25 protein-coding genes are annotated in these 20,572 nt (G+C 65.8%); 16 read left to right on the top strand and 9 right to left on the bottom strand.

Annotated elements, in window-relative coordinates; translation table 11 throughout:
- Positions 1 to 23 precede the first annotated feature (23 nt).
- The 14 genes from LPA45_RS10235 to aceA all read left to right on the top strand — a co-directional run bounded on the left by LPA45_RS10235 (position 24) and on the right by aceA (position 14,421).
- The gene (locus tag LPA45_RS10235; protein WP_116320489.1) at positions 24 to 887 is read left to right on the top strand and encodes an EAL domain-containing protein; all 864 of its coding nucleotides are present in this window, start codon (positions 24 to 26) and stop codon (positions 885 to 887) included.
- Positions 884 to 1,570, top strand: a complete 687-nt coding sequence (locus LPA45_RS10230; RefSeq protein ID WP_317921137.1) for an alpha/beta hydrolase — start codon at positions 884 to 886, stop codon at positions 1,568 to 1,570. The genes LPA45_RS10235 and LPA45_RS10230 overlap by 4 nt, the downstream gene beginning before the upstream one ends.
- Positions 1,571 to 1,723: 153 nt before the next feature.
- Entirely contained in the window at positions 1,724 to 2,677 is a 954-nt protein-coding gene (cysT, locus tag LPA45_RS10225; RefSeq protein WP_116320491.1) for a sulfate ABC transporter permease subunit CysT, read from the top strand.
- A gap of 1 nt (position 2,678) precedes the next feature.
- The gene (gene cysW, locus LPA45_RS10220; RefSeq protein ID WP_317921136.1) at positions 2,679 to 3,629 is read left to right on the top strand and encodes a sulfate ABC transporter permease subunit CysW; all 951 of its coding nucleotides are present in this window, start codon (positions 2,679 to 2,681) and stop codon (positions 3,627 to 3,629) included.
- 11 nt (positions 3,630 to 3,640) lie between these two features.
- Entirely contained in the window at positions 3,641 to 4,753 is a 1,113-nt protein-coding gene (locus tag LPA45_RS10215) for a sulfate/molybdate ABC transporter ATP-binding protein (protein WP_116320492.1), read from the top strand.
- On the top strand, positions 4,750 to 5,694 hold the full coding sequence (locus LPA45_RS10210) for a CysB family HTH-type transcriptional regulator (RefSeq protein WP_116320493.1): 945 nt from the start codon (positions 4,750 to 4,752) through the stop codon (positions 5,692 to 5,694). The genes LPA45_RS10215 and LPA45_RS10210 overlap by 4 nt, the downstream gene beginning before the upstream one ends.
- Before the next feature lie 308 nt (positions 5,695 to 6,002).
- Entirely contained in the window at positions 6,003 to 6,398 is a 396-nt protein-coding gene (locus tag LPA45_RS10205; RefSeq protein WP_317921134.1) for a terminase, read from the top strand.
- Between the two features lie 9 nt (positions 6,399 to 6,407).
- Positions 6,408 to 7,571: a sensor histidine kinase gene (locus tag LPA45_RS10200; protein WP_116320495.1), complete on the top strand. Its 1,164-nt coding sequence runs from the start codon at positions 6,408 to 6,410 to the stop codon at positions 7,569 to 7,571.
- A 105-nt stretch (positions 7,572 to 7,676) separates the two neighbouring features.
- Complete coding sequence (locus tag LPA45_RS10195) at positions 7,677 to 8,531, top strand: LytTR family DNA-binding domain-containing protein (RefSeq protein ID WP_116320496.1); 855 nt, start codon at positions 7,677 to 7,679, stop codon at positions 8,529 to 8,531.
- A gap of 140 nt (positions 8,532 to 8,671) precedes the next feature.
- Positions 8,672 to 9,922, top strand: a complete 1,251-nt coding sequence (locus tag LPA45_RS10190; RefSeq protein WP_116320497.1) for an MFS transporter — start codon at positions 8,672 to 8,674, stop codon at positions 9,920 to 9,922.
- A gap of 145 nt (positions 9,923 to 10,067) precedes the next feature.
- Positions 10,068 to 11,753, top strand: coding sequence for a thiamine pyrophosphate-binding protein (locus LPA45_RS10185; protein ID WP_317921205.1), 1,686 nt, complete (start codon positions 10,068 to 10,070; stop codon positions 11,751 to 11,753).
- A 49-nt stretch (positions 11,754 to 11,802) separates the two neighbouring features.
- The gene (gene rraA / locus LPA45_RS10180; RefSeq protein ID WP_317921133.1) at positions 11,803 to 12,300 is read left to right on the top strand and encodes a ribonuclease E activity regulator RraA; all 498 of its coding nucleotides are present in this window, start codon (positions 11,803 to 11,805) and stop codon (positions 12,298 to 12,300) included.
- A gap of 2 nt (positions 12,301 to 12,302) precedes the next feature.
- Positions 12,303 to 12,719: a gamma-glutamylcyclotransferase gene (locus LPA45_RS10175; RefSeq protein ID WP_317921132.1), complete on the top strand. Its 417-nt coding sequence runs from the start codon at positions 12,303 to 12,305 to the stop codon at positions 12,717 to 12,719.
- A 406-nt stretch (positions 12,720 to 13,125) separates the two neighbouring features.
- The gene (gene aceA, locus LPA45_RS10170; RefSeq protein ID WP_116320500.1) at positions 13,126 to 14,421 is read left to right on the top strand and encodes an isocitrate lyase; all 1,296 of its coding nucleotides are present in this window, start codon (positions 13,126 to 13,128) and stop codon (positions 14,419 to 14,421) included.
- A gap of 179 nt (positions 14,422 to 14,600) precedes the next feature.
- Here the strand turns inward: aceA and LPA45_RS10165 are convergent, their stop codons facing one another.
- Together LPA45_RS10165 and LPA45_RS10160 are read right to left on the bottom strand one after the other, a co-directional pair.
- Positions 14,601 to 15,686 carry a phage integrase Arm DNA-binding domain-containing protein gene (locus LPA45_RS10165; protein ID WP_317921131.1) on the bottom strand — a complete coding sequence of 362 codons (1,086 nt, stop codon included), beginning with the start codon at positions 15,684 to 15,686 and terminating at the stop codon, positions 14,601 to 14,603.
- 6 nt (positions 15,687 to 15,692) lie between these two features.
- Entirely contained in the window at positions 15,693 to 15,890 is a 198-nt protein-coding gene (locus LPA45_RS10160) for an excisionase (protein ID WP_317921130.1), read from the bottom strand.
- A 157-nt stretch (positions 15,891 to 16,047) separates the two neighbouring features.
- Here LPA45_RS10160 and LPA45_RS10155 point away from each other — a divergent pair, with 157 nt between their 5' ends.
- Positions 16,048 to 16,308 (top strand): hypothetical protein, encoded by a 261-nt coding sequence (locus tag LPA45_RS10155; protein ID WP_317921129.1) that lies wholly within the window; start codon positions 16,048 to 16,050, stop codon positions 16,306 to 16,308.
- A gap of 361 nt (positions 16,309 to 16,669) precedes the next feature.
- Here LPA45_RS10155 and LPA45_RS10150 read toward each other — a convergent pair whose 3' ends face one another.
- The gene (locus LPA45_RS10150) at positions 16,670 to 18,451 is read right to left on the bottom strand and encodes a DNA cytosine methyltransferase (RefSeq protein WP_317921128.1); all 1,782 of its coding nucleotides are present in this window, start codon (positions 18,449 to 18,451) and stop codon (positions 16,670 to 16,672) included.
- Positions 18,452 to 18,489: 38 nt separating this feature from the next.
- Here LPA45_RS10150 and LPA45_RS10145 point away from each other — a divergent pair, with 38 nt between their 5' ends.
- Positions 18,490 to 19,104 (top strand): hypothetical protein, encoded by a 615-nt coding sequence (locus tag LPA45_RS10145; protein ID WP_317921127.1) that lies wholly within the window; start codon positions 18,490 to 18,492, stop codon positions 19,102 to 19,104.
- Positions 19,105 to 19,185: 81 nt separating this feature from the next.
- Here the strand turns inward: LPA45_RS10145 and LPA45_RS10140 are convergent, their stop codons facing one another.
- From LPA45_RS10140 to LPA45_RS10115, 6 genes are read right to left on the bottom strand one after another with little or no spacing between them, the layout of a single operon-like run.
- Positions 19,186 to 19,308, bottom strand: coding sequence for a hypothetical protein (locus LPA45_RS10140; protein WP_317921126.1), 123 nt, complete (start codon positions 19,306 to 19,308; stop codon positions 19,186 to 19,188).
- 10 nt (positions 19,309 to 19,318) lie between these two features.
- The gene (locus tag LPA45_RS10135) at positions 19,319 to 19,648 is read right to left on the bottom strand and encodes a hypothetical protein (protein ID WP_317921124.1); all 330 of its coding nucleotides are present in this window, start codon (positions 19,646 to 19,648) and stop codon (positions 19,319 to 19,321) included.
- Positions 19,649 to 19,652: 4 nt separating this feature from the next.
- Complete coding sequence (locus LPA45_RS10130; RefSeq protein WP_317921122.1) at positions 19,653 to 19,898, bottom strand: hypothetical protein; 246 nt, start codon at positions 19,896 to 19,898, stop codon at positions 19,653 to 19,655.
- Positions 19,895 to 20,239, bottom strand: coding sequence for a hypothetical protein (locus tag LPA45_RS10125; protein ID WP_317921120.1), 345 nt, complete (start codon positions 20,237 to 20,239; stop codon positions 19,895 to 19,897). The genes LPA45_RS10130 and LPA45_RS10125 overlap by 4 nt, the downstream gene beginning before the upstream one ends.
- Positions 20,236 to 20,370, bottom strand: a complete 135-nt coding sequence (locus LPA45_RS10120; protein WP_022539353.1) for a hypothetical protein — start codon at positions 20,368 to 20,370, stop codon at positions 20,236 to 20,238. Before LPA45_RS10120 ends, LPA45_RS10125 begins: the two co-directional genes overlap by 4 nt.
- Positions 20,367 to 20,492 carry a hypothetical protein gene (locus tag LPA45_RS10115; protein ID WP_367394548.1) on the bottom strand — a complete coding sequence of 42 codons (126 nt, stop codon included), beginning with the start codon at positions 20,490 to 20,492 and terminating at the stop codon, positions 20,367 to 20,369. Before LPA45_RS10115 ends, LPA45_RS10120 begins: the two co-directional genes overlap by 4 nt.
- Between the last annotated feature and the right edge of the window lie 80 nt (positions 20,493 to 20,572).

The following is a 20,572-nucleotide window of genomic DNA, read 5'->3' as shown; positions in this document are numbered from 1 at the left end:
CCGGTCAACCGAAGGAATTCGCCATGCCAGGCGTGCATGACCCCGCCAGCGCAGCCAAGCCGCTGCAACGCTATCTGGAATCGCTGCCGCGCCAGCCGCTGGCCGACCGGCAACTGTGGCGCGACGCGCGCGGGCAGGTGCAGGGACAATTTTTCAATTGCTCGCTGACCAGCGCCTTCGAGCCGCTGGTGACGCTGGCCGACCGCCAGGTCGTGGCGCACGAAGGCTCGATCCATACCTATGCCGACGATGGCCTCGGCCTGGCGGCCTGGAAGCTGTTCGCGATGGCCGCCGACGACACCACGCTGGTGTCGCTGGACCGCCTGTCGCGGCTGCTGCACGCGATCAACTACTTTGCCGCCGACGGCGCGCACAAGCTGGTGCTGAACGTGCACAACCGGCTGCTGGCAGCGGTCGCCGACGACCATGGCGCCGCGTTCCGGCGCGCGCTGCAATCGCTGGGGTTGCCGCTGGAGCGCTTCGTGATCCAGGTGCCGGCCAGCGCCAACGACGACTTGCCACTGCTGCTGCACGTGGTCGGCAACTACCGGCGCAACGGCTTCGCGGTCAGCCTGCAGGCGTCGGACCCGGCCGAGGCGGGCGCGCTGATGGCGCATGCATTGCCGGAATGGCTCAAGCTCGATATGCGCCGCACCTGGACCGACCGCCAGCTGGCGGGCTTGCGTGCCAGCGCCGCCAATGCCGGCGTCACGCTGATCGGCCGGCGCTTGCAGAACGCCGAAAGCGTTGAGCGGCTGCAGGCTGCTGGTATCGATCTGGGGCAGGGCGCCTTTGCCGGCGCGCTGGTCAGCACGTCCGCACTGCGGGCACAAGTGGCGGCCACGGGCGCGCCAGCCGCACACGAACTCAGCAAGGAGCCGGTATGACGCAAGCGATCGGGCCATCGGCAGGACCATCTCCTGCGGCGCATGCTACGCGCCTGGAAATCCCGCGGCACCTGCAGGTGCTGACCGTGCCGGGCCTGCATGGCAGCGGCCCGGGGCACTGGCAGAGCCGCTGGGAGCAGCGCTTCCCGGACTGGCAGCGCGTCGAGCAGCATGACTGGTCGCGCCCGAGCCTGCCGCTGTGGGCCGAGCGTGTCTCCGAAGGCGTGATGCGGGCGCAGCGCGTCGCCTCGCGCGGCGCGCTGCTGGTGGCGCACAGCTTCGGCTGCCTGGCGGCGCTGCGGCAGGCGTCGCTGGACCCGGCGGGTATCGCCGGCGCGCTGCTGGTGGCGCCGGCCGATCCCGACAAGTTTGGCGTCGCCAGCCTGCTGCCAACCTACCGCCTGCCGTTCCCGACCATCATGGTGGCCAGCCGCAACGATCCCTGGATGCCGCAGCGCACCGCCTTCAGCTGGGGCACGCTGTGGGGCAGCGAACTGATCGATGCTGGCATCCTGGGCCATATCAACGCGGATTCCGGCCTGGGTGACTGGCCCGAGGGTCTGGCATTGCTGGGTACGCTGGTGCAACGCATCGCGGATGCAGGTGATGCGGGAGCTACTGAAGTGACGCCAGCACCATGGGAAGCCGGTCTGGAAGTGGCGCCGGGCGCCCCATATATCTAAACCGTCTAAGAAAATTCAAAAAGATTCGTTCTTTTTATAAAGGCGGGTCTGCAGAATCTGTCTCGTAAGCCGGCGCAATATGCGCCAGCGTCATAAGGACCGGCCGCAAGCCCGCCGCGGCACCCGAAGCCGGCCGACCACAGACGAGACGACATGCCACCATCCCTATCCCTGGCGGATGCCCCCACGCCGGGCGCCCCCGATGCGCCGGCCTCGCGGGCGCCACGCAGGCCCGCCAAGCAGCGCTTCACGGTGCTTCCCGGCTTTGGCCTGTCGCTGGGTTTCACGCTGTTCTACCTCACGCTGATCGTCCTGATTCCGCTGTCGGCGACGTTCCTGAAGACGTTCACGATGACGTGGGACGCGTTCTGGAGCGCGATCTCGTCGCCGCGCGTGGTGGCGTCGCTGCAACTGAGCTTCGGCGCGTCGCTGGTGGCGGCCATTGTCAATACGGTGTTCGGGCTGATCGTCGCGTGGGTGCTGGTGCGCTACCGCTTTTTCGGCAAGCGCCTGATCGATGCGCTGGTCGACCTGCCGTTCGCGCTGCCGACCGCGGTGGCCGGTATCGCGCTGACCGCGCTGTTCGCCGGCAACGGCTGGATCGGCCGCTACCTGGAGCCGCTCGGCATCAAGGTCGCGTTCACGCCGCTGGGCGTGGTAGTGGCGCTGACCTTCATCGGCCTGCCGTTCGTGGTGCGCACGGTGCAGCCGGTGCTGGAAGACGTGGAGCAGGAGCTGGAAGAGGCCGCCGCGAGCCTGGGCGCCAACCGGCTGCAGACGTTCCAGCGGGTGATCCTGCCGGCGATCCTGCCGGCGCTGCTGACGGGTTTTGCGCTGTCCTTCGCGCGCGCCACCGGTGAGTACGGCTCGGTGGTGTTTATCTCCGGCAACATGCCGATGGTGTCGGAGATCGCGCCGCTGATGATCTATTCCAAGCTGGAGCAATACGACTATGCCGGCGCCACCGCGGTGGCCGTGGTGATGCTGGTGATCTCGTTCGGGCTGCTGCTGTTGATCAACCTGCTGCAGGCCTGGACGCGCCGCCACCAGTCGGGTGCGCGCGCTGCCCTGGCACCGGAAGCGCCCGCGACGGGCAAGGAGTTCTGACATGGCGGGCGCAGTTTCGGGACGCCTGGGCGCACAGCGCCAGGACCGGGCCCATCACAAGTTCGATGCCACCGGCGAGGCACCATGGGTGCGCTACACGCTGATCACGCTGGCGGTGCTGTTCCTCACGCTGTTCCTGTTCGTGCCGCTGGCTTCGGTCTTCTACGAAGCGCTGCGCAAGGGCGTGCAGACCTACTTTGAAGCGCTGATCGAACCCGATGCCGTGGCCGCTATCCAGCTCACGCTGACGGTGGCGGCGATCGCGGTGCCGCTGAACGTGGTGTTCGGCGTGGCGGCGGCATGGGCCATCGCCAAGTTCGAGTTCCGCGGCAAGAACCTGCTGATCACGCTGATCGACCTGCCGTTCTCGGTGTCGCCGGTGATCTCGGGCCTGGTCTACGTGCTGCTGTTCGGCGCGCAGGGCTGGTTCGGCCCGTGGCTGGAAGCGCATGACATCAAGATCATGTTCGCGGTGCCTGGCATCGTGCTGGCGACGATCTTCGTGACCTTCCCCTTCGTCGCGCGTGAGCTGATCCCGCTGATGCAGGCGCAAGGCAGCGAAGAGGAAGAAGCCGCGATCGTGCTGGGCGCCTCTGGCTGGCAGACTTTCCGCCATATCACGCTGCCCAATATCCGCTGGGGCCTGCTGTACGGCGTGATCCTCTGTAATGCGCGGGCGATGGGCGAGTTTGGCGCGGTGTCGGTGGTGTCGGGCCATATCCGCGGGCTGACCAACACCATGCCGCTGCACGTAGAGATTCTCTACAACGAGTACAACTTCGCGGCGGCCTTCGCGGTGGCCTCGCTGCTGACGCTGCTGGCGCTGGTCACCCTCGGCATCAAGACGCTGGTGGAATGGCGCGCGCGCAAAGAGACGGAAGAGGTCGTGATCGAGCGGCCGATTGGAACAACGGCTGGAACAGCTGGAACCCCCCTGCAGGCATCCGTGTAAGGAACGGCATCATGAGCATCCAGGTCAAGAACGTAGAGAAGCGCTTTGGCGATTTCGTCGCGCTGGACAATGTCTCGCTCGATTTCGACGAAGGCGAGCTGACCGCGCTGCTGGGGCCGTCCGGTTGCGGCAAGACCACGCTGCTGCGCATCATCGCCGGCCTGGAGCGTGCCGACGCGGGACAGATCGTGCTGTCCGGGCGCGATGCCTCGGACCAGCATGTGCGCCAGCGCCAGGTGGGCTTCGTGTTCCAGCACTACGCGCTGTTCAAGCATATGAGCGTGTTCGAGAACGTGGCCTTCGGCCTGCGCGTAAAGCCGCGCGCCGAACGCCCGAGCGAAGCGCAGATCCGCGAGAAGGTGCATTCGCTGCTCGACCTGGTCCAGCTTGACTGGCTGGCCGACCGCTACCCGTCGCAGCTGTCCGGCGGCCAGCGTCAGCGTATCGCGCTGGCGCGCGCGCTGGCGGTGGAGCCGCGCGTGCTGCTGCTCGACGAACCGTTTGGCGCGCTCGATGCCAAGGTGCGCAAGGAACTGCGCCGCTGGCTGCGCCGCCTGCACGATGAACTGCATGTGACCAGCGTGTTTGTCACGCACGACCAGGAAGAGGCGCTGGAAGTGGCCGACCAGGTGGTGCTGATGAACCGTGGCCACGTCGAGCAGTACGGCTCGCCCGAGGCGGTCTACAACCATCCGGCCACGCCGTTCGTGTTCGGCTTCCTCGGCAACGTGAACCTGTTCCACGGGCGGCTGGAAGTGGGCGAGACCGGCGGCCTGCTGCATACCGGCGAAGCGGTGCTGCCGGTGGTCGGCAGCGGCCACGAGACCGCTGGCGATGCGGTCGCCTATGTGCGCCCGCATGACCTGGACCTGGAGCGCTATTCGCCCGGCGCCGACGGCATCGCCGTGACGCTGCGCCGCGCGCTGACGCTGGGCCCGGTGGCCCAGCTCGAACTCGAGCGTGAAGACAACCAGGACGTGATCGAAGTGGCGCTGCCGCTCGAGCGCTTCCGCCATGCGGGCTTCCGCGAGGGCGAACTGCTCGCCGTGCGGCCGCGCCAGCTGCGCGTCTTTACGCAATCCAACGGCACTGCCCCCACCAAAAAACAAGAGGCCGCACGATGAACTTCCAGCAACTCCGATCGATCCGCGAGGCGGTGCGCCGCCAGTTCAACCTGACCGAGGTCGCCAACGCGCTCTACACCTCGCAGCCCGGCGTGTCGCGCCAGATCCGCGAGCTGGAAGAAGAACTCGGCGTCGAGATCTTCGAACGCTATGGCAAGCGGCTGACCGGGCTGACCGAGCCGGGCCGCGAGATCGTGCGCATCGTCGAACGCCTGCTGCTGGAGGCCGAGAACCTGCGCCAGGCCGGCGACGAGTTTGCCGGCCGCCATACCGGACGCCTGACCGTGGCCACCACCCATACGCAGGCACGGTACGCGCTGCCGCGCGTGGTGCAGGCCTTCCGCCGCGAATACCCGCACGTAACGCTGGCGCTGCAGGAAGCGTCGCCGACGCATATCGTCGAGCTGCTGCTGACCGGGCAGGCCGATATCGGCATCGCCACCGAAGCCCTGGCGACCGAAGCCGGCCTGACCTCGTTCGAGGCCTACAGCTGGCAGCACGTGCTGGTGGTGTCGCCCGACCATCCGCTCACGCGCCTGCCCGAGCCGACGCTCGAGGACGTGGCCGGCTTCCAGCTCATCACCTACGACGCCGGCTTCACCGGCCGCCGCAAGATCGACAGCGCTTTCGCCGAAGCGGGGCTGCAGCCGGAGATCGTGCTCACCGCGCTGGACGCCGACGTGATCAAGACCTATGCCGAGCTGGAACTGGGCGTGGGCATCATCGCCTCGATGGCGTATGACGAGCGCAAGGACTCGGGGCTGGTGCGCATCAACGCCGACCACCTGTTCGCATCCAACACCACCAGCGTGGCCCTGCGCCGCGGCGCCTACCTGCGCGGCTACGCGCACGCCTTCATCAATATGTTCGCGCCGCACCTGTCGCGCGACACCGTCAGCAGCGCGCTGTCGGAACAGGACCGGCAGGCGCTGGCGGCCTGAGCGGCACTCGCAGCGTCCTCGCGCCGGGCCTGGCCCGGCCCCGGATGGCGCCGGCGGCACCTTGCCGCCTTCCGCGCGCGCCGTCTGCCCCCGCACGGTGCCGTTCGCGCCCCGTGCCCACCGTTCGTCGCAACAGGCTTTCTTCGCGCCCGGGTGAAGGGTAAAGTCCTTGCACGTGCCGCGCATTGCCAGCCAGGCTTGCGCCGCGCGTCTTCCGCAGTGCAACAGATATTGCGCGCGGCTGCCCGTCCGGCCTGTACCTGGGCCAGGAGGTGGGCAAGGAAAGAGGGCAAGGGAGAGAGACGATCATGCGCGACGAACCGCTACTGCGCTGGCAGTGGCGCGGCTATGGCCGCAACCACCAGCATCCCCGCAACCTGCTGCTGCATATCGTGGCCGTGCCGATGTTCATGGCGGGCACGGTGCTGGGCGCCTATGGCATCTTGCGGCTGAGCTTGCCTGCGGTGGCGCTGGGGCTGGTATGCATGGGCATGTCGCTGGCGCTGCAGGGGCGCGGGCACCGGCTGGAGGCCAGCGCGCCGGAGCCGTTTGCCGGACCGGCGGACATCGCCGGACGGATCTTCGCCGAGCAATGGATCACCTTCCCGCGCTATGTGCTGTCGGGGCAGTGGTGGCGCACGCTGATTGGTCAGTGTGGTACGCCCGTCACCTCCCGGGATTGCGCCGAGACCGGCCAACGCTAACATATCGCCATGGAACGCTGCTTCTCGACTGTCGCCACCGCGCCCCCGTCGCGGCTCACCATCCTCGGCCGCGACCTGCTGTTCGTGCTCTGCATGAACACGGTGATTGCCGTCAGCCTCAACTACGGCTTCCAGACCGGGGGTACGCTCTGGCACAACTTTGTCTACAGCCAGCTGATCGGACTGTCGATCTGGTTGCTGATCGATATCCCCCGCGTCGTGATCTGGTGGAACGACCGGCCGCGCCGCTGGCCGTTCCTGCTGCTGGCCGCCGCCGCGGTGCCGACCGGCGTGGTGATCGGCGGCTGGGCCACGCGCGTGGCGCTGGACCTGCCGCCCAAGTCGGTGGCCGAAACCGGCGACATGCTGCGCATGTGCCTGGTGGTGGGCATGCTGGCATCGGCGTCGATGATCTACTTCTACTGGTCGCGCGAGAAGCTCGCCTACCTGGAGCGCCAGGCCGCGCTTGACGCGCTGCAGCGCGAGGAAGCGGAAAAGCAGCTGGTACGCGCGCAACTGATGGCGCTGCAGGCACAGATCGAGCCGCATTTCCTGTTCAACTCGCTGGCCAACCTCGACGGCCTGATCGCCACCGACCCGCCCGCCGCGCGCCAGCTGCTGCAGCGCCTGATCGGCTTCCTGCGCATGTCGCTGGCCCATACCCGCGCCGAGCAATGCACGCTGCGGCAGGAGTTCGAGCTGCTGCGCAGCTACCTGGATATCCAGGGCATGCGCTTCGGCCAGCGGCTGTCGTATGACGTTGACCTGCCGCGCGAGCTGGCCAAGGTCGAGATCCCGCCGATGCTGATCCAGCCATTGGTGGAAAACGCGGTGACGCACGGCATCGAGCCTTGCATGATCGGCGGCCATATCCGCCTGTCGGCCCGCGCCGCCGGCGACGATGCGGTGCAGGTGATCATTGCCGATACCGGCGTGGGCTTCGGCCATGCGTCCGGCAAGGGCTCGGGGCTGGGCATCACCCATGTGCGCGAGCGGCTGGCGCGGATTTTCGGAGCCGCCGCCAGCATGCAGATGGAAGAAAACACGCCGCGCGGCGTGGTGGTGCGGCTGACGCTGCCGCTGGTGCGTCCGGTCGAGTCGCCGACCCTGACGCAGACGGTCACGGTGCCGGAGAGCATGCCGGTGTCGTCGCCGGCCATCCAGCGGACCTGAACGCGCCTGTAGGGATCGCCTACAAGAAGACAACCCAAGGCGCAGCGCAGGGCGGCGCCGCCAGCATCGCCCCGGATTTCTTCACTGCCCCCAACCATCGCCCCCATGACCCCGACCCTTCTGATCGCCGACGACGAAGCGCTGCTCGCGCGCGTGCTGGAATCCGAACTGAAGTCGCTGTGGCCCGAGGCCCGTATCGTCTCGGTCGTGCACGACGGCATGGCCGCGCTCGCCGCCGCACGCGAGTTCCAGCCGCGCGTGGCCTTCCTGGATATCCGCATGCCGGGCATGAGCGGCATGGACGTGGCGCGCGAGCTGATCGAATTTGATATCCCGCCGCTGGTGGTCTTTGTGACCGCCTATGACCAGTTTGCGCTGGAAGCCTTCGAGCGTGCCGCTGTCGACTATGTGCTCAAGCCGGTGCAGCGCGAGCGGCTGGAAGCGACCGTGTGCCGCCTCAAGGAACGGCTGCAGACGATGGCCGACATGGCGGACGACGAGGAGGATGGCGAAGCGGACGACAGCGCCGAGGCGGAGGCCGCCATGCTCGACACCGACCGTCTGGGGCAGTTGCTGGCGCGGCTGGAGTCCCTCGAGCACGCCACGCCCGGCGCCGGCGGCGCGACGCAGCGCCAGTACCTGCGCTTTATCAAGGCGCTGGTCGGGCAGGAGGTGCGAATCATCCCGGTCGACGAGGTGATTTACCTGGAAGCGACCGACAAGTACGTCAATGTGGTCTCCAGCGCCGGCGAGGCGCTGATCCGCACCAGCCTGCGCGAACTGACCCAGCAACTGGATCCGGAGCGTTTCTGGCAGGTCCACCGCGGCACGGTGGTCAACATCGATTGCGTGGCAAGCGCGGTCAACCAGTCGCTGGGGCGGCTGTCGCTGCGGCTGCGCGACCGGCCCGAACTGCTGCCGGTGGCGCGCCAGTACGCGCATCTGTTCAAGCAGATGTAGGCATTGCGGCAAGCGGCGCAGCCGCCACCCGGCTGCAGCGTGGCGCGGTTTTCCTCTATGATGCGGGCTTCGGCCCGCATTTTTATTCGCTGCCCGCATCACTCCTGCCGCAGTCCGCTACAACACCTTCCGCCCGCGCCATGTCCACCGCCGCCCTCGATCCCGCCCGCAATCCGCTTCGTCATGACGCCCAGGTGATCGGGCTGGTCGGGCTGGCCCATGGGGTCTCGCATTTCTATCACCTGCTGCTGGCGCCGCTGTTCCCATGGATCAAGACCGAGTTCGGATTGAGCTATGCGGAGCTGGGGCTCCTGATGACGGTGTTTTTCGCCGTGTCGGCGGTGGTGCAGACCGCCTCGGGCTTCGTGGTGGACCGCTTCGGTGCGCGGCCGGTGCTGTTCGCCGGGCTGGCCTTCCTGGGCAGCTCGGCGTTGCTGCTGTCGGCCAGCAATGGCTATGCCGCGCTGCTGGCCGGCGCGGCGGTGGCGGGGCTGGGCAACGGCGTGTTCCACCCGGCCGACTTCACGCTGCTGAACAAGCACGTGTCGCAGCCGCGGCTGGGCCATGCTTTCTCGGTGCACGGCATTTCCGGCAACCTGGGCTGGGCCGCGGCGCCGCTGTTCCTGGTCACCATCGCCAACCTGGCCAGCTGGCGCGTGGCGCTGGCGTCGGCCTCGGTGGTGGCCTTCGTGGTGCTGGCCGTACTGGTGGTGCTGCGCCATGTGCTGGACCCGCGCGAGGTGCGCGGCGCCGTGGGCCGGCCTGGCGCCAAGGCCGCCGGCGGCAGCCTGCTGGGCTTCCTGAGGCTGCCGCAGGTGTGGGTGTGCTGGGCGTTCTTCCTGCTGACCACGTTCTCCGCCGCGGGCATCCAGAGCTTTGCCCCGACCGCGCTGACCTACCTGTACGGCATGCCGTTCACGCTGGCCACGGCGTCGTACACCATCTACATGCTGTGCAGCGCCGGCGGCATGGTCGTCGGCGGCTTTGCCGCCAGCCGCACCAGCAACCATGACCGGCTGATCGCCGTCAGCTTTACGGTCTCCGGCCTGATCGCCATCCTGGTCGGGCTGAACCTGTTCCCCGCACTGCTGGTGCCGGTGCTGATGGGTGTGATCGGGTTTGGCGCCGGCACCGCCGGACCGTCGCGCGACCTGCTGGTGCGAGCCGCCGCGCCCGCCGGCGCCACCGGGCGCGTCTACGGCGTGGTCTATTCCGGCCTCGATATCGGCCTGGCCTGCGGGCCGCTGTTCTTCGGCGCGCTGATGGACGCGCGCCTGCCGGCCTGGGTGTTCTTCATGATCGGTGGCTTCCAGTTGATCTCGATCTTTACCGCGGTGACGGTGGGCAACGGCAACCGCTCGCGCCGCGGGGCTGCTGCGCCGGCAGCCTGAACCGGGCCGGCGCAGCCGGCCACCATTGCCTGCCTTCTGCGCGTCCTGCATTGTTCCAGCCTGCCTCGAGGATGTTTCCATGACTGCCACGCCGGGCCATTCGAACCCTGACACTCCCGATTCGCACAAAGCCAGCGAGGTGCCGATGTTGGGCGGCCATATTCTCGTTGACGCGCTGCTGGCGCATGGCGCCGAGCTTGCCTTCGGCGTGCCGGGCGAAAGCTACCTGGCGGTGCTCGACGGCTTCCATCACCGCCGCGACCAGCTGCGCTTTATCGTCTGCCGCCAGGAAGGCGGCGCCGCGGTCATGGCCGAGGCCTACGGCAAGCTGACCGGCCGCCCCGGGCTGGCCTTCTGTACGCGCGGCCCCGGCGCCACCAATGCCAGCATCGGCGTGCATACGGCGTTCCAGGACTCGACGCCGATGATCCTGTTCATCGGCCAGGTCGGCACCGATTTCATGGACCGCGAAGCCTTCCAGGAAATCGACTACCGCCGCATGTTCGGCCAGATGGCCAAGTGGGTGGCGCAGATCGACCGGGTCGAGCGCATCCCGGAATACATCGCGCGCGCCTACCAGACCGCCACCTCGGGCCGGCCGGGCCCGGTGGTGCTGGCGCTGCCGGAGGACATGCTGGCGCAGACCGCCTCGGTGCCGCAGTTGCGCGGCTACGAGCGCGTGCTGAGCTGGCCGGGCGACCCGGAGATGGCGCGCCTTGCGCAAATGCTCGAAGCCGCCGAGCGGCCCTTCGTGCTGGCCGGCGGCAGCGGCTGGACGCCGCAGGCCTGCGCCGACCTGCAGGCCTTTGCCGAACGCTTTGCGCTGCCGGTCGGCTGCGCCTTCCGCGGGCAGGACCTGTTCGACAACCGCCATCCCAACTATGCCGGCGATGTCGGCATCGGCATCAACCCGGCGCTGGCCGAGCGTATCCGGCAATCCGACCTGGTGCTGGCGATCGGCCCGCGCCTGGGCGAGATGACCACCGGCGGCTACGCGCTGATCGCCGCGCCGCGGCCCGCGCAAACGCTGGTGCACGTGCATGCCGGTGCCGAGGAACTGGGCAGCGTCTACCAGGCCGACCTGATGATCCACGCTTCGATGCCGGCCATCGCGGCGCGGCTGGCAGCGCTGCAGCCTGCCGGCGTGCCGCGCTGGCAGGCCTGGACCGAAGCGGCCCACGCGGACTACGAGCGTTACCTGCAGCCACCGGCATTTACAGGGCAGGGCGTCGACATGGCCGAGGTCATCCGCACGCTCGACCAGATGCTGCCGGACGATGCGGTGGTCACCAACGGCGCCGGCAACTACGCCAGCTGGCTGCATCGCTATTTCCACTACCGCCCGTTCCGCAACGGCGGCCGCGGCCAGCTGGCGCCGACCAGCGGCGCGATGGGCTACGGCGTGCCCGCCGCGGTCGGCGCCAAGATCGCCTTCCCGCAGCGCACCGTGGTGGCGCTGGCCGGCGACGGCTGCTTCCTGATGAATGGCCAGGAACTTGCTACCGCCATGCAGTACCAGGCGCCGGTGGTGTTCATCGTCGTCAATAACGGCATGTACGGCACCATCCGGATGCACCAGGAACGCGAATACCCGACCCACGTATCGGGCACCGAGCTGCACAACCCAGACTTTGCCGCGCTGGCGCGCGCCTACGGTGCGCGCGGCGAAACCGTGACCACGACCGAGGCCTTCGCCCCCGCGCTGCGCGCCGCGCTGGAGGCGCCGGTGTCGACGCTGATCGAGATCCGCGTCGATCCCGACGTGATCACGCCGCGCACCACGCTCAGCGCGATCCGCGCGCAGGCGCTGCTGGCCAGCCGGCCGAACTGAGCGCGGTGCGGGCCGCCACGGATTCTTACCATCCATCAGGAGACCATTGATGAAGCCTGTCACCACCGACCTGTGCGACGCCCATGAAGACCGTCTCGCCGCCGGCACCCTGCGCGTGATGGCGCCGGTGTTCCGCGCCTGGGGCAAGCAGGGCGCCTTTGCCGGCCCGGCCGCGACGCTGAAGGTGTTCGAAGACAATTCACTCGTGCGCACCGTGCTGGAAGCGCCGGGCCAGCGCCGGGTCCTGGTGATCGACGGTGGCGGCTCGCTGCGTTGCGCGCTGGTCGGCGGCAATCTCGGCCTGCTGGCCGAGAAGAATGGCTGGGCTGGCATCGTCGTCAACGGCTGCGTGCGCGACAGCGCCGAGCTGGATGTGTGCGACATCGGCATCCGCGCACTCGCCGCGCATCCGCAGAAGAGCCAGAAGCGCAATGTCGGTGAAAGCGAAGTCACGGTGCAGATGCCTGGCGCGGTCGTGCGTCCGGGCAACTGGATCTACGTCGACGCCGACGGCGTGCTGGTCTCGGACGACAAGCTGGAGGGCTGAGCATGCCGCGCGTCTTTGTCTACGGCACGCTGCGCGCCGGCGAGGTCAACGACCTGAATGCGGCCGCGCAGCGGCACGGCATCACGGCGCCCACGTTGCTGGGCACGGCCACGGTGGCGGGCCGGCTCTATGACTTCGGGACCTATCCCGGCCTGGTGCTGGATGCGACGGCCGGGCCGGTTGTCGGGGATATCTATGACATCCCCGATGCGCTGCTGCCGGTGCTGGACGAGATCGAAGAGGTCTATCCGGGGCAGGCTACGCTGTTCGTGCGCGAGGAATGCGCGGTGCAGCAGGATGGCAAGCCTGTCGCCTGCCTGCTGTATCCGGTGGCGGAAGCCGCCGTGGCCACGTTGCCGCACATTGGCAGCGGTGACTGGGTGGCCTATCGCCGCGCGCGCGACGCCGCCATGGCCTGAACGCGTTCTCCCGAAGCTATCCAGTCAAGGGCGCCCATGTGGCGCCGTTTTCTTTTCGCTCGCAGGGTGACCAATCACGGGCATGCATGCCATTCCCGCCGATTTTTCACGATGTGGAAAGTCGTTGCGGCCCGCAAAAATACATGGTTTGCGGAGCACAACACCATTTCTCATGATGAAAGAACCTGTCCCGCATCGTGAAATATGTTTTATAAACCACTGAATTTATTGAAGAAAAAAACTAAGCGAGAACTACAGTTCAGGGTTGTTGCGACGCGGGAGCATTCCCTACACTCTTATATAAGACACATGACCTGAGACGCAAAAAAACGCCCCTGCAGGCGGCGCCCCAAGGCAGATGATCAATAGATTCTCAGCCATCCCGAACATCTTCAGGAGAGTGACCATGAACCGCCAAGAACAGATCCAGGCCCTGCAAAAAGACTGGGATACCAATCCCCGCTGGAAGGGCATCACGCGCAACTTCACCGCCGAAGATGTCGTGCGCCTGCGTGGTTCGGTTCAGGTGGAGCACACCCTGGCACGCCGCGGCTCTGAAAAGCTGTGGAACCTGCTGCACACCGAGCCGTTCGTCAACTCGCTGGGCGCGCTGACCGGCAACCAGGCCATGCAGCAAGTGAAGGCCGGCCTGAAGGCCATCTACCTGTCGGGCTGGCAAGTCGCCGGCGACGCCAACCTGGCCGGTGAAATGTACCCCGACCAGTCGCTGTACCCGGCCAACTCGGTGCCGCAAGTCGTCAAGCGCATCAACAACACCTTCCAGCGCGCCGACCAGATCCAGTGGAGCGAAGGCAAGGGCGACACCGACTTTTTTGCCCCGATCGTGGCTGACGCTGAAGCCGGTTTCGGCGGCGTGCTGAACGCCTTCGAACTGATGAAGTCCATGATCGAAGCGGGCGCCGCCGGCGTTCACTTCGAAGACCAGCTCGCTTCGGTCAAGAAGTGCGGCCACATGGGCGGCAAGGTGCTGGTGCCGACCCGCGAAGCCGTCGCCAAGCTGACCGCTGCCCGCCTGGCCGCCGACGTGTCGGGCGTGCCTACCCTGGTGATCGCCCGTACCGATGCGGAAGCCGCCGACCTGCTGACCTCGGACGTGGACGACAACGACAAGCCGTTCTGCACCGGCGAGCGCACCGTGGAAGGCTTCTACCGCGTCAGGAACGGCCTGGAGCAGTCGATTTCGCGCGCCCTGGCCTACGCCGAAGTGGCTGACCTGGTGTGGTGCGAAACCGGCAAGCCGGACCTCGAATTCGCCAAGAAGTTTGCCGAAGCCGTGCACGCCAAGTTCCCGGGCAAGATGCTGGCCTACAACTGCTCGCCCTCGTTCAACTGGAAGAAGAACCTGGACGACGCCACCATTGCTAAGTTCCAGAAGGAACTGGGCGCCATGGGCTACAAGTTCCAGTTCATCACGCTGGCCGGCTTCCACTCGCTGAACTACTCGATGTTCAACCTGGCCTACGGCTACGCCCGCAACCAGATGAGCGCATTCGTGGAACTGCAGGAAGCCGAGTTCAAGGCAGCCGAGAAGGGCTTCACCGCGGTCAAGCACCAGCGCGAAGTCGGCACCGGCTACTTCGATGCCGTGACGCAGACCATCGAAGGCGGCAAGTCTTCGACGACTGCGCTGAAGGGTTCGACCGAAGACGAGCAGTTCTTCGACGACAAGAAAGTGGCCTGACTCTCCTGGTCACCTCCGCCGGCTAGTGGGTCCGGCGGAACGGGGGGCGTGAGACCATCACGCTCCTCAATTTAGGCGACGCGCCGTTCTCTCTCAGGGACGGCGCGCTTTTTTTATTCCCAATGCTGGCGCGGGTTTGCGGGTAGGTGTTCAAAACTTGTTCAAAATTCGTTCAAAACCTACGCCGCATTGATGCTGACTTTGATCGGTTCCAGGCCACGATTGTTGGCGTAGAGATCCGCGATCGCATCGCTCATGTGGCCGAGCAGCGCCTTGGTATCGATGCCACCCTGTTCCATGTAGAGCCGCTTGCAGAGGCTCCGGATTTCATGGAAGGTCGGTGCGTCCTCGCCGTGTATTCCGGCCAGTTCCCTCGCTTCGGCAAACGAGATCGAGATAGTGCTGAGACGCACCGGATCACCTCGTTTGGTTCTGCCGATCGATCTGACATGGTGGATCAGGTACTTGCTGACGACGCCGGTGGACTTGCAGCGCGCGATCACGTCGGCCAGCGACATGCCGACGGCGTCCATGCGCAGGGCTGTCGGGATGGCAATCCGCACCTCGGTCTTCGACCGCTGCAGTACGGCGACATCGCCCTTGACGAACGAGCGCTCCCAACGTGCGACAGTCGACCGATCCTGGCCTGACACCAGAGCCAGTAGCATCGCATTGGGCAGCCAGTCTGCGACTTCCGGCGCCTTGGCCAGGATCGCATTGAACTCGGACAGCGTCATGCGCCGGCGCATCACCTTCACCTTGACCTTTTCGGTCACCGCGGCGGGGTTTCTCTCCATCCAGCCGAGGGCAATGCCCTTCGTGCAGATTGTGGTGATGCGCGTGCGGATCTTCTTTGCATAGGCCAAGGCGCCTTTTTCCTTGATGGCTTCGAGCATGTCGGCGATGTCCTTGGTAGTCAGCGCCGCGCATTCGATGTGCCCGATGGCGTTGCGGATCACCCGGTCGAATCCGTTCCGTGCAATCACAGTGGCATGCTTCACTCCTTCGGTCGGCATCTTTTCGATCAACTGTGCAACCGTCTCTCTGCTGGCCGCCACCCGCGCTGCGAGCGTGGGCTCGGTTGTGCCACGCTCAACAACCAGGTTTGCCTCCAGCGCCTCGTGGATTGCCTGCGCCGTCGGCACCCTGCCGATCACATGGGTCTTTCCATCCCGAGGATCGCGCCATGTGAAGTAGCCCGGGCGAGCCTCGTGGAGGTTGGGCGGGAAGTGCGCGCGCTTGCGGATGCGTGGTCTTGCTGCCATAGCTCTTTATTGGGGGATGCGACTAGCGAGGGAAGGGCGGGCGATGCCGTTCTGAAAGACGGCATTTTCCTCCACGTAGTAGGCCCTGCCGACCTTGACCGGGGTGGGGTAAATCTTGCCGTCGCGGATCCAGAGGCGCGCGGTGCGGATAGCCGGCGGCGGGTCGAACTGCTTCGACAGCCATGCGTCCAGGCGCAGTTTCATTTGCTCTCTCCAATCCGCCAGGCCCGGCGGGTCAATTCGATGATTTGTCGTGCTTGCTGCTGCATTACAGGCTATGACGTGTAAATTACAAATACAGGGTTTGGGCTGTGCGCCAAGTCAGTCTCAAGATTTTTCGGCGGGGGCCGATAGGGACCCCATGACCAAATTTTTCGACAAGAAGCTCGAGGAAGAGCTGGGCACCGGGGCGGCCCTCCAAATCGCCGGGATGGCGGCTGAGTTGGGCGCCCAAATCGAGACCTACAACGCGATCCAAAAGGCCAAGGGGATGCCCACTCTTGAAGAGGAGTGGGAGGAAGCCGAGGACTACGTTCGCCAGATGGTTGCGCGAGGCGAGGCCCGCCGCGAAGACTACCCGGACCTCTTTGAAGATCAGCCGCCGGACGCCGACCGGGAGTGACCGTGTGACCATGGCTGTGCACAGGCCCCAGTGACGATGCACTGCACGCGAACGCCGGCGGCGACCAGATCGCGCATGACAGCGCGGCAGTCGCCTGTAGCAGTGGTTGGTCAGCATGCTAGTATTTCCCGAAATTCGTTGCGGAGAGAGGAATGGCGTCCGAGTTGGAAAACTACAAGGGCCGATCGATCAGCGTCCAAGTGACAGAGGGCAAGGATGGCCGTTGGTCGTGGCGCTACACGATTGATGGGCTCGCGGGCCATGGACAGATGTCGGAATCCCGGGGGTGCGCGTCGCGGGAGCTTGCTGTAAGCGAAGCCCTCCATATTGCGAGATGTCATGTTGACGGGAAGTAGCGGGGTCATGCGGCCGCCTCCAGCGACCTCTTTTCCCTCGCGGACCAACTGACCATGTCCGGCACGTTGGCGCGCACCAGAGCAGCCGCCATCGGAGGGCTGACGCTGTTGCCACACATGCGTACTTGGGCGTGCTGGGGTAGTCGGTACGCTTTTATCTTGCCAATCCGCATCAGCGCCTCGCGCACGAACGCCAGCAATGGGTCGGCCGGGTCGATCGTTGGCGCAAAGATGTAGCTGCTCGGGAAGCCCTGGGCTCGATACAGCTCTGGAGGCACCAGCATGCGCATGCCGATGTCCGCGATCTGGTACTGCTCGCCGGCGACCGTCACCAGACCAAGGCGGTCCTTGGTCGGGATGGTGTGCATCGGGTCGCGGCAATCCTGATCCTGCCCGCCTTCGCTGTAGTACTTCACGAGGAAGGCGCGGACCTCGCCGATGTGCTTTCCGCCGGCGGTGACGGTCGACACAGGCTCGTCGGCCGCGCTTCCGGTGCATTCGCCGCGGAGCTTCACCAGGTGCGACGCCGCAATGGCGGTGTCGCCCTTGGCGGTGATGGTTTGCATCGGCTCACTCGCGTCGCGCGGGCGGCTTTGTTCGGCGCGCCCGCCGCATCCGACCAGTTGCGCGGACACCAGCGCGTGGTGGTCGGCGGTCGTGATCGTGCTGGCAGGGGTGTCGAGCCCGACCCCGGGCCCGTCGTAGTTGCCGCCATAGTGCTTGGCGAGGAAGGCTGACACCAGCGCATGCTTCACGCCGCCGGCGACCGCCGTGCCAAGCGGCTTGTCCAGCCCGGGCGCGCGCGGAGCCTGGCCGGGCCGCTCGCCGTAACCAGTCTGGATCAGGGTGGCGGAGGCCAGTGCAAAGTGCCCGCCCTTGACCTCGGCGCACTGCGTGCGCAGCGGCTCATCTGCTCGCCAGGAGCGCTCATTCGAAGCATTCGCGCACTCGGTAATGATCGGAGCAGTGGAGATGGTCGGCAGCTTCACCGTGAATGGCTTGGTGCTGTCGATCACATACCGGCGCAGGCCGCGCGCGATGCGGCGTTGCGTGGCCTCGGCCAGCGGCCGGGTACGCTCGAAAATCGACGGGCAGGGGATCGACCAGTCGATGCACTCAGCAGCCGTACGCCAGGGTTTGCGCTGTCGCGCCTTCACCGCGGCGCTGTCCGGTGCGCCATGGGTAGGCTGCGGCCAGACGATTGGCTTTCCGTCGCAGCGCGCGATAAGGAACAGGCGCTTGCGGATGGTGGGCGCGCCATAGTCGCAGGCACGCATCTCACGCCACTCGACGGCGTAGCCCTTTTCTTGCAATTGGTGCACGAACGAGCGGAAGGTGTCACCTTTTCGTTTCGGGCATGGGTTACCGTCAGCCAGCACCGGGCCCCACGTCTGGAACTCCTCAACGTTCTCCAGGACGATGACGCGCGGCCGGACCAGCGCCGCCCAGCGCATCGCCACCCATGCCAGTCCGCGGATCTTCTTGTCGCGCGGCTTGCCGCCCTTGGCCTTGCTGAAGTGCTTGCAGTCCGGGCTGAACCAGGCGAGGCCGACGGGCCGCCCCTTCACCAGGTCGAGCGGGTCCACATCCCACACGCTCTCGCAGTGGTGCTCCGTCTGCGGGTGGTTCATGGCGTGCATGGCCACGGCTTCAGGGTCGTGGTTGATGGCGATGTCGACGTGGCGGCCCAGGGCCAGCTCGATGCCGCAGCTCGCGCCCCCGCCGCCGGCGAAGTTGTCCACGATGATTTCGGGCGCGATGTCGAGCAGGAACTGGTCTCGGATCATGCTAGGATGCCCTCCGAAAAATTAATTGGAATGAATGCATGGTCGGTAGCCTGTGGCGATGGGTGAAGTTGGGCTTTGCGCTGGTTGCGCTCACATTGCTGACGTTGGCGTGTCATGCCATGTGGCCTGACAAAGATGGAATGGCCGCTTGGTTCCAGGCCATCGGTTCTGTAATAGCGATCTTCATCGCCGTCTGGGTTCCCGCACGGCAGCGCCAGTTTGAAAGAGAGACGCAACATCTGGAGCAGCTTGAGGCAGCGGTTGTCTTGGCGCACCGCATGAATGTGCTCGCGAACGATTTCGTTTTCTTGCTTCTTGCGATGGGAGCCAAAAGGACCGGACACTGGATATTCGAACTCGATGTCTCGGCAGTGAGCGATCTGCTTGCGCGGCTGCGCCACTACGAACGCGATGAATCGGATCACGTGAGGGCGGGACTTGCGTTTGATCTCCGCCGTCTTGTTCGAGAATTGCAGTCGTGCTTCCCCATGAAGGCCGGCACCCCTCAACCATTCGAGGACAACACCCGGACTATTGATGACCTTCTGGAAAGAGGGGACGGTCTGATCAACGAAACGAAGATTTTCTGTGCTAGAGCAGAGGCTCTTCTGAAGAGTGCCCAGGATAAGCGTGGCCGGGTAACTCATGGTTGAGCCTTAATCGTGGTCGAACGGTTCGCCATGGCATAGGCGTCGTCTGCCATCAGGGTGCGGGCGCCGACGCCAGCAGCGCGTTCAGTTATTGCCACGATGCGACTCCTCTCTTTCTGCAAACCGCTTCATCCAGCGGTAGTTGAAGTAGACGCCGAAGGCGACAGCGCCGAGGAAGGCGAGCGCCATGATGACCAGGTAGATCACGCAATCCATGTCAGTACGGTTCCCAACCGAGGGCGGGCAGGCCGGTGGTCTTGCTGATCACAGGATTGCCGTGCTTGTCCTTCTTTGGCTTTCGGACCATGACCTTGGGCGCGTAGATGCGCGAGGTTTTCCGCGCGACCTCGATCCATTCCTTGGCGAACTGCGGAGCGTCGAAGGGGGGGCTGACCTGGGTAGGCTTAGCCTCGATCAGGATCTTCTCTGCCAGCTCGTGCACCTTATTCTTCCAGGCTTCCATCGGCAGGCTGGAATCGCACAGCTTCTTCTCAGCGCGCTTGATTGCGACTTCGAACGTCATGCCGAACACACAGAATGCGGACATGGGATCAATCTCCGTTGGGTTTGGGGAGGCTCGCGGCAAACCGCTCGCGCACAATCACCAGGCGAGCGAGCGCATCCTGCGCGGCTGCCGAATAGAAGTTGTCGCACTGCAGGACGCCGTCGATAGCGGTGACGACCTCCTGCGACGAGGGCAGGCCGGGCGGAACGGCGGCCTTACCAACGCGGCTCGCGCTGTCGGCAAGCGCCTTGCTGTTCGCCGCCGTGCGGACGAGGAAGCCAGGGATACTCATGCCCGCTCCGCTCCATCCTTGGGCGTCAAGATCACGATCGGGCAAGTGATGTCCGGGTGCCGCAGATGGTTGTGCGTGAAGTAGAGACGGCTTTTCACCTGCTCAACACTGAATCCGGCGCGTAGCATCCAGGCGATGGCCGTCTCAGGCTCAGCGTTGCACACCATGATCGAGTCGCCGTGGGCGTGGATTTGCTCCGGGCGGCAATCGATGCCAGCGTAGTGAGCGGTGGACAAGATCTCGCCCAGCGCATCAACGTCGGCCGCCTGTGCTTGGAGCTGTGCCCGGTCGGCCGCAGCCTTTGCGTCGAAGATCTGGAGAAGGCGTTCGGAGAGCTTCATGCTGCTTTCACCTGGACGTTGCGCGCGCCGCAAAGCAGCCCGCGATTGATGGCAGCGTCATGAGCGGCCCACCAGCTGGCGAAGCGGCCCGTATAGACGCACTGACGGTTGATGAAGATGCGGAAGGTCACGATTGCCTCCAGATCGGGGTATTGGTGGGTGCTTCCGGGTTCATGGCGGCATAGAGGCCGGAGAGGCCGATGACGCCGAAGGCGATGCCGAACCAGAAGAGAAGGGTGCGGATAGCCTTCATTGCGACACCCAATGAAGAGAGGCCATCACTGCCAAACCGGCGATCGGCGGCACGAGGTAGGCGAGCAAGGCCAGGGCGAT

The organism is Cupriavidus sp. Agwp_2, assembly GCF_040784895.1.
Taxonomy (GTDB): Bacteria; Pseudomonadota; Gammaproteobacteria; order Burkholderiales; family Burkholderiaceae; genus Cupriavidus.
Note: the sequence above shows the minus strand (reverse complement) of the source record. Positions and strands in the feature narration are given on the sequence as shown.

What these genes read in the sequence shown, in the direction of transcription:
- LPA45_RS10235 (WP_116320489.1), top strand. Translation starts at nt 24, where the DNA reads ATGCCAGGCGTGCATGACCCCGCCAGCGCAGCCAAGCCGCTGCAACGC.
- LPA45_RS10230 (WP_317921137.1), top strand. Translation starts at nt 884, where the DNA reads ATGACGCAAGCGATCGGGCCATCGGCAGGACCATCTCCTGCGGCGCAT.
- cysT (WP_116320491.1), top strand. Translation starts at nt 1,724, where the DNA reads ATGCCACCATCCCTATCCCTGGCGGATGCCCCCACGCCGGGCGCCCCC.
- cysW (WP_317921136.1), top strand. Translation starts at nt 2,679, where the DNA reads ATGGCGGGCGCAGTTTCGGGACGCCTGGGCGCACAGCGCCAGGACCGG.
- LPA45_RS10215 (WP_116320492.1), top strand. Translation starts at nt 3,641, where the DNA reads ATGAGCATCCAGGTCAAGAACGTAGAGAAGCGCTTTGGCGATTTCGTC.
- LPA45_RS10210 (WP_116320493.1), top strand. Translation starts at nt 4,750, where the DNA reads ATGAACTTCCAGCAACTCCGATCGATCCGCGAGGCGGTGCGCCGCCAG.
- LPA45_RS10205 (WP_317921134.1), top strand. Translation starts at nt 6,003, where the DNA reads ATGCGCGACGAACCGCTACTGCGCTGGCAGTGGCGCGGCTATGGCCGC.
- LPA45_RS10200 (WP_116320495.1), top strand. Translation starts at nt 6,408, where the DNA reads ATGGAACGCTGCTTCTCGACTGTCGCCACCGCGCCCCCGTCGCGGCTC.
- LPA45_RS10195 (WP_116320496.1), top strand. Translation starts at nt 7,677, where the DNA reads ATGACCCCGACCCTTCTGATCGCCGACGACGAAGCGCTGCTCGCGCGC.
- LPA45_RS10190 (WP_116320497.1), top strand. Translation starts at nt 8,672, where the DNA reads ATGTCCACCGCCGCCCTCGATCCCGCCCGCAATCCGCTTCGTCATGAC.
- LPA45_RS10185 (WP_317921205.1), top strand. Translation starts at nt 10,068, where the DNA reads ATGTTGGGCGGCCATATTCTCGTTGACGCGCTGCTGGCGCATGGCGCC.
- rraA (WP_317921133.1), top strand. Translation starts at nt 11,803, where the DNA reads ATGAAGCCTGTCACCACCGACCTGTGCGACGCCCATGAAGACCGTCTC.
- LPA45_RS10175 (WP_317921132.1), top strand. Translation starts at nt 12,303, where the DNA reads ATGCCGCGCGTCTTTGTCTACGGCACGCTGCGCGCCGGCGAGGTCAAC.
- aceA (WP_116320500.1), top strand. Translation starts at nt 13,126, where the DNA reads ATGAACCGCCAAGAACAGATCCAGGCCCTGCAAAAAGACTGGGATACC.
- LPA45_RS10165 (WP_317921131.1), bottom strand. Translation starts at nt 15,686, where the DNA reads ATGGCAGCAAGACCACGCATCCGCAAGCGCGCGCACTTCCCGCCCAAC.
- LPA45_RS10160 (WP_317921130.1), bottom strand. Translation starts at nt 15,890, where the DNA reads ATGAAACTGCGCCTGGACGCATGGCTGTCGAAGCAGTTCGACCCGCCG.
- LPA45_RS10155 (WP_317921129.1), top strand. Translation starts at nt 16,048, where the DNA reads ATGACCAAATTTTTCGACAAGAAGCTCGAGGAAGAGCTGGGCACCGGG.
- LPA45_RS10150 (WP_317921128.1), bottom strand. Translation starts at nt 18,451, where the DNA reads ATGATCCGAGACCAGTTCCTGCTCGACATCGCGCCCGAAATCATCGTG.
- LPA45_RS10145 (WP_317921127.1), top strand. Translation starts at nt 18,490, where the DNA reads ATGGTCGGTAGCCTGTGGCGATGGGTGAAGTTGGGCTTTGCGCTGGTT.
- LPA45_RS10135 (WP_317921124.1), bottom strand. Translation starts at nt 19,648, where the DNA reads ATGTCCGCATTCTGTGTGTTCGGCATGACGTTCGAAGTCGCAATCAAG.
- LPA45_RS10130 (WP_317921122.1), bottom strand. Translation starts at nt 19,898, where the DNA reads ATGAGTATCCCTGGCTTCCTCGTCCGCACGGCGGCGAACAGCAAGGCG.
- LPA45_RS10125 (WP_317921120.1), bottom strand. Translation starts at nt 20,239, where the DNA reads ATGAAGCTCTCCGAACGCCTTCTCCAGATCTTCGACGCAAAGGCTGCG.
- LPA45_RS10115 (WP_367394548.1), bottom strand. Translation starts at nt 20,492, where the DNA reads ATGAAGGCTATCCGCACCCTTCTCTTCTGGTTCGGCATCGCCTTCGGC.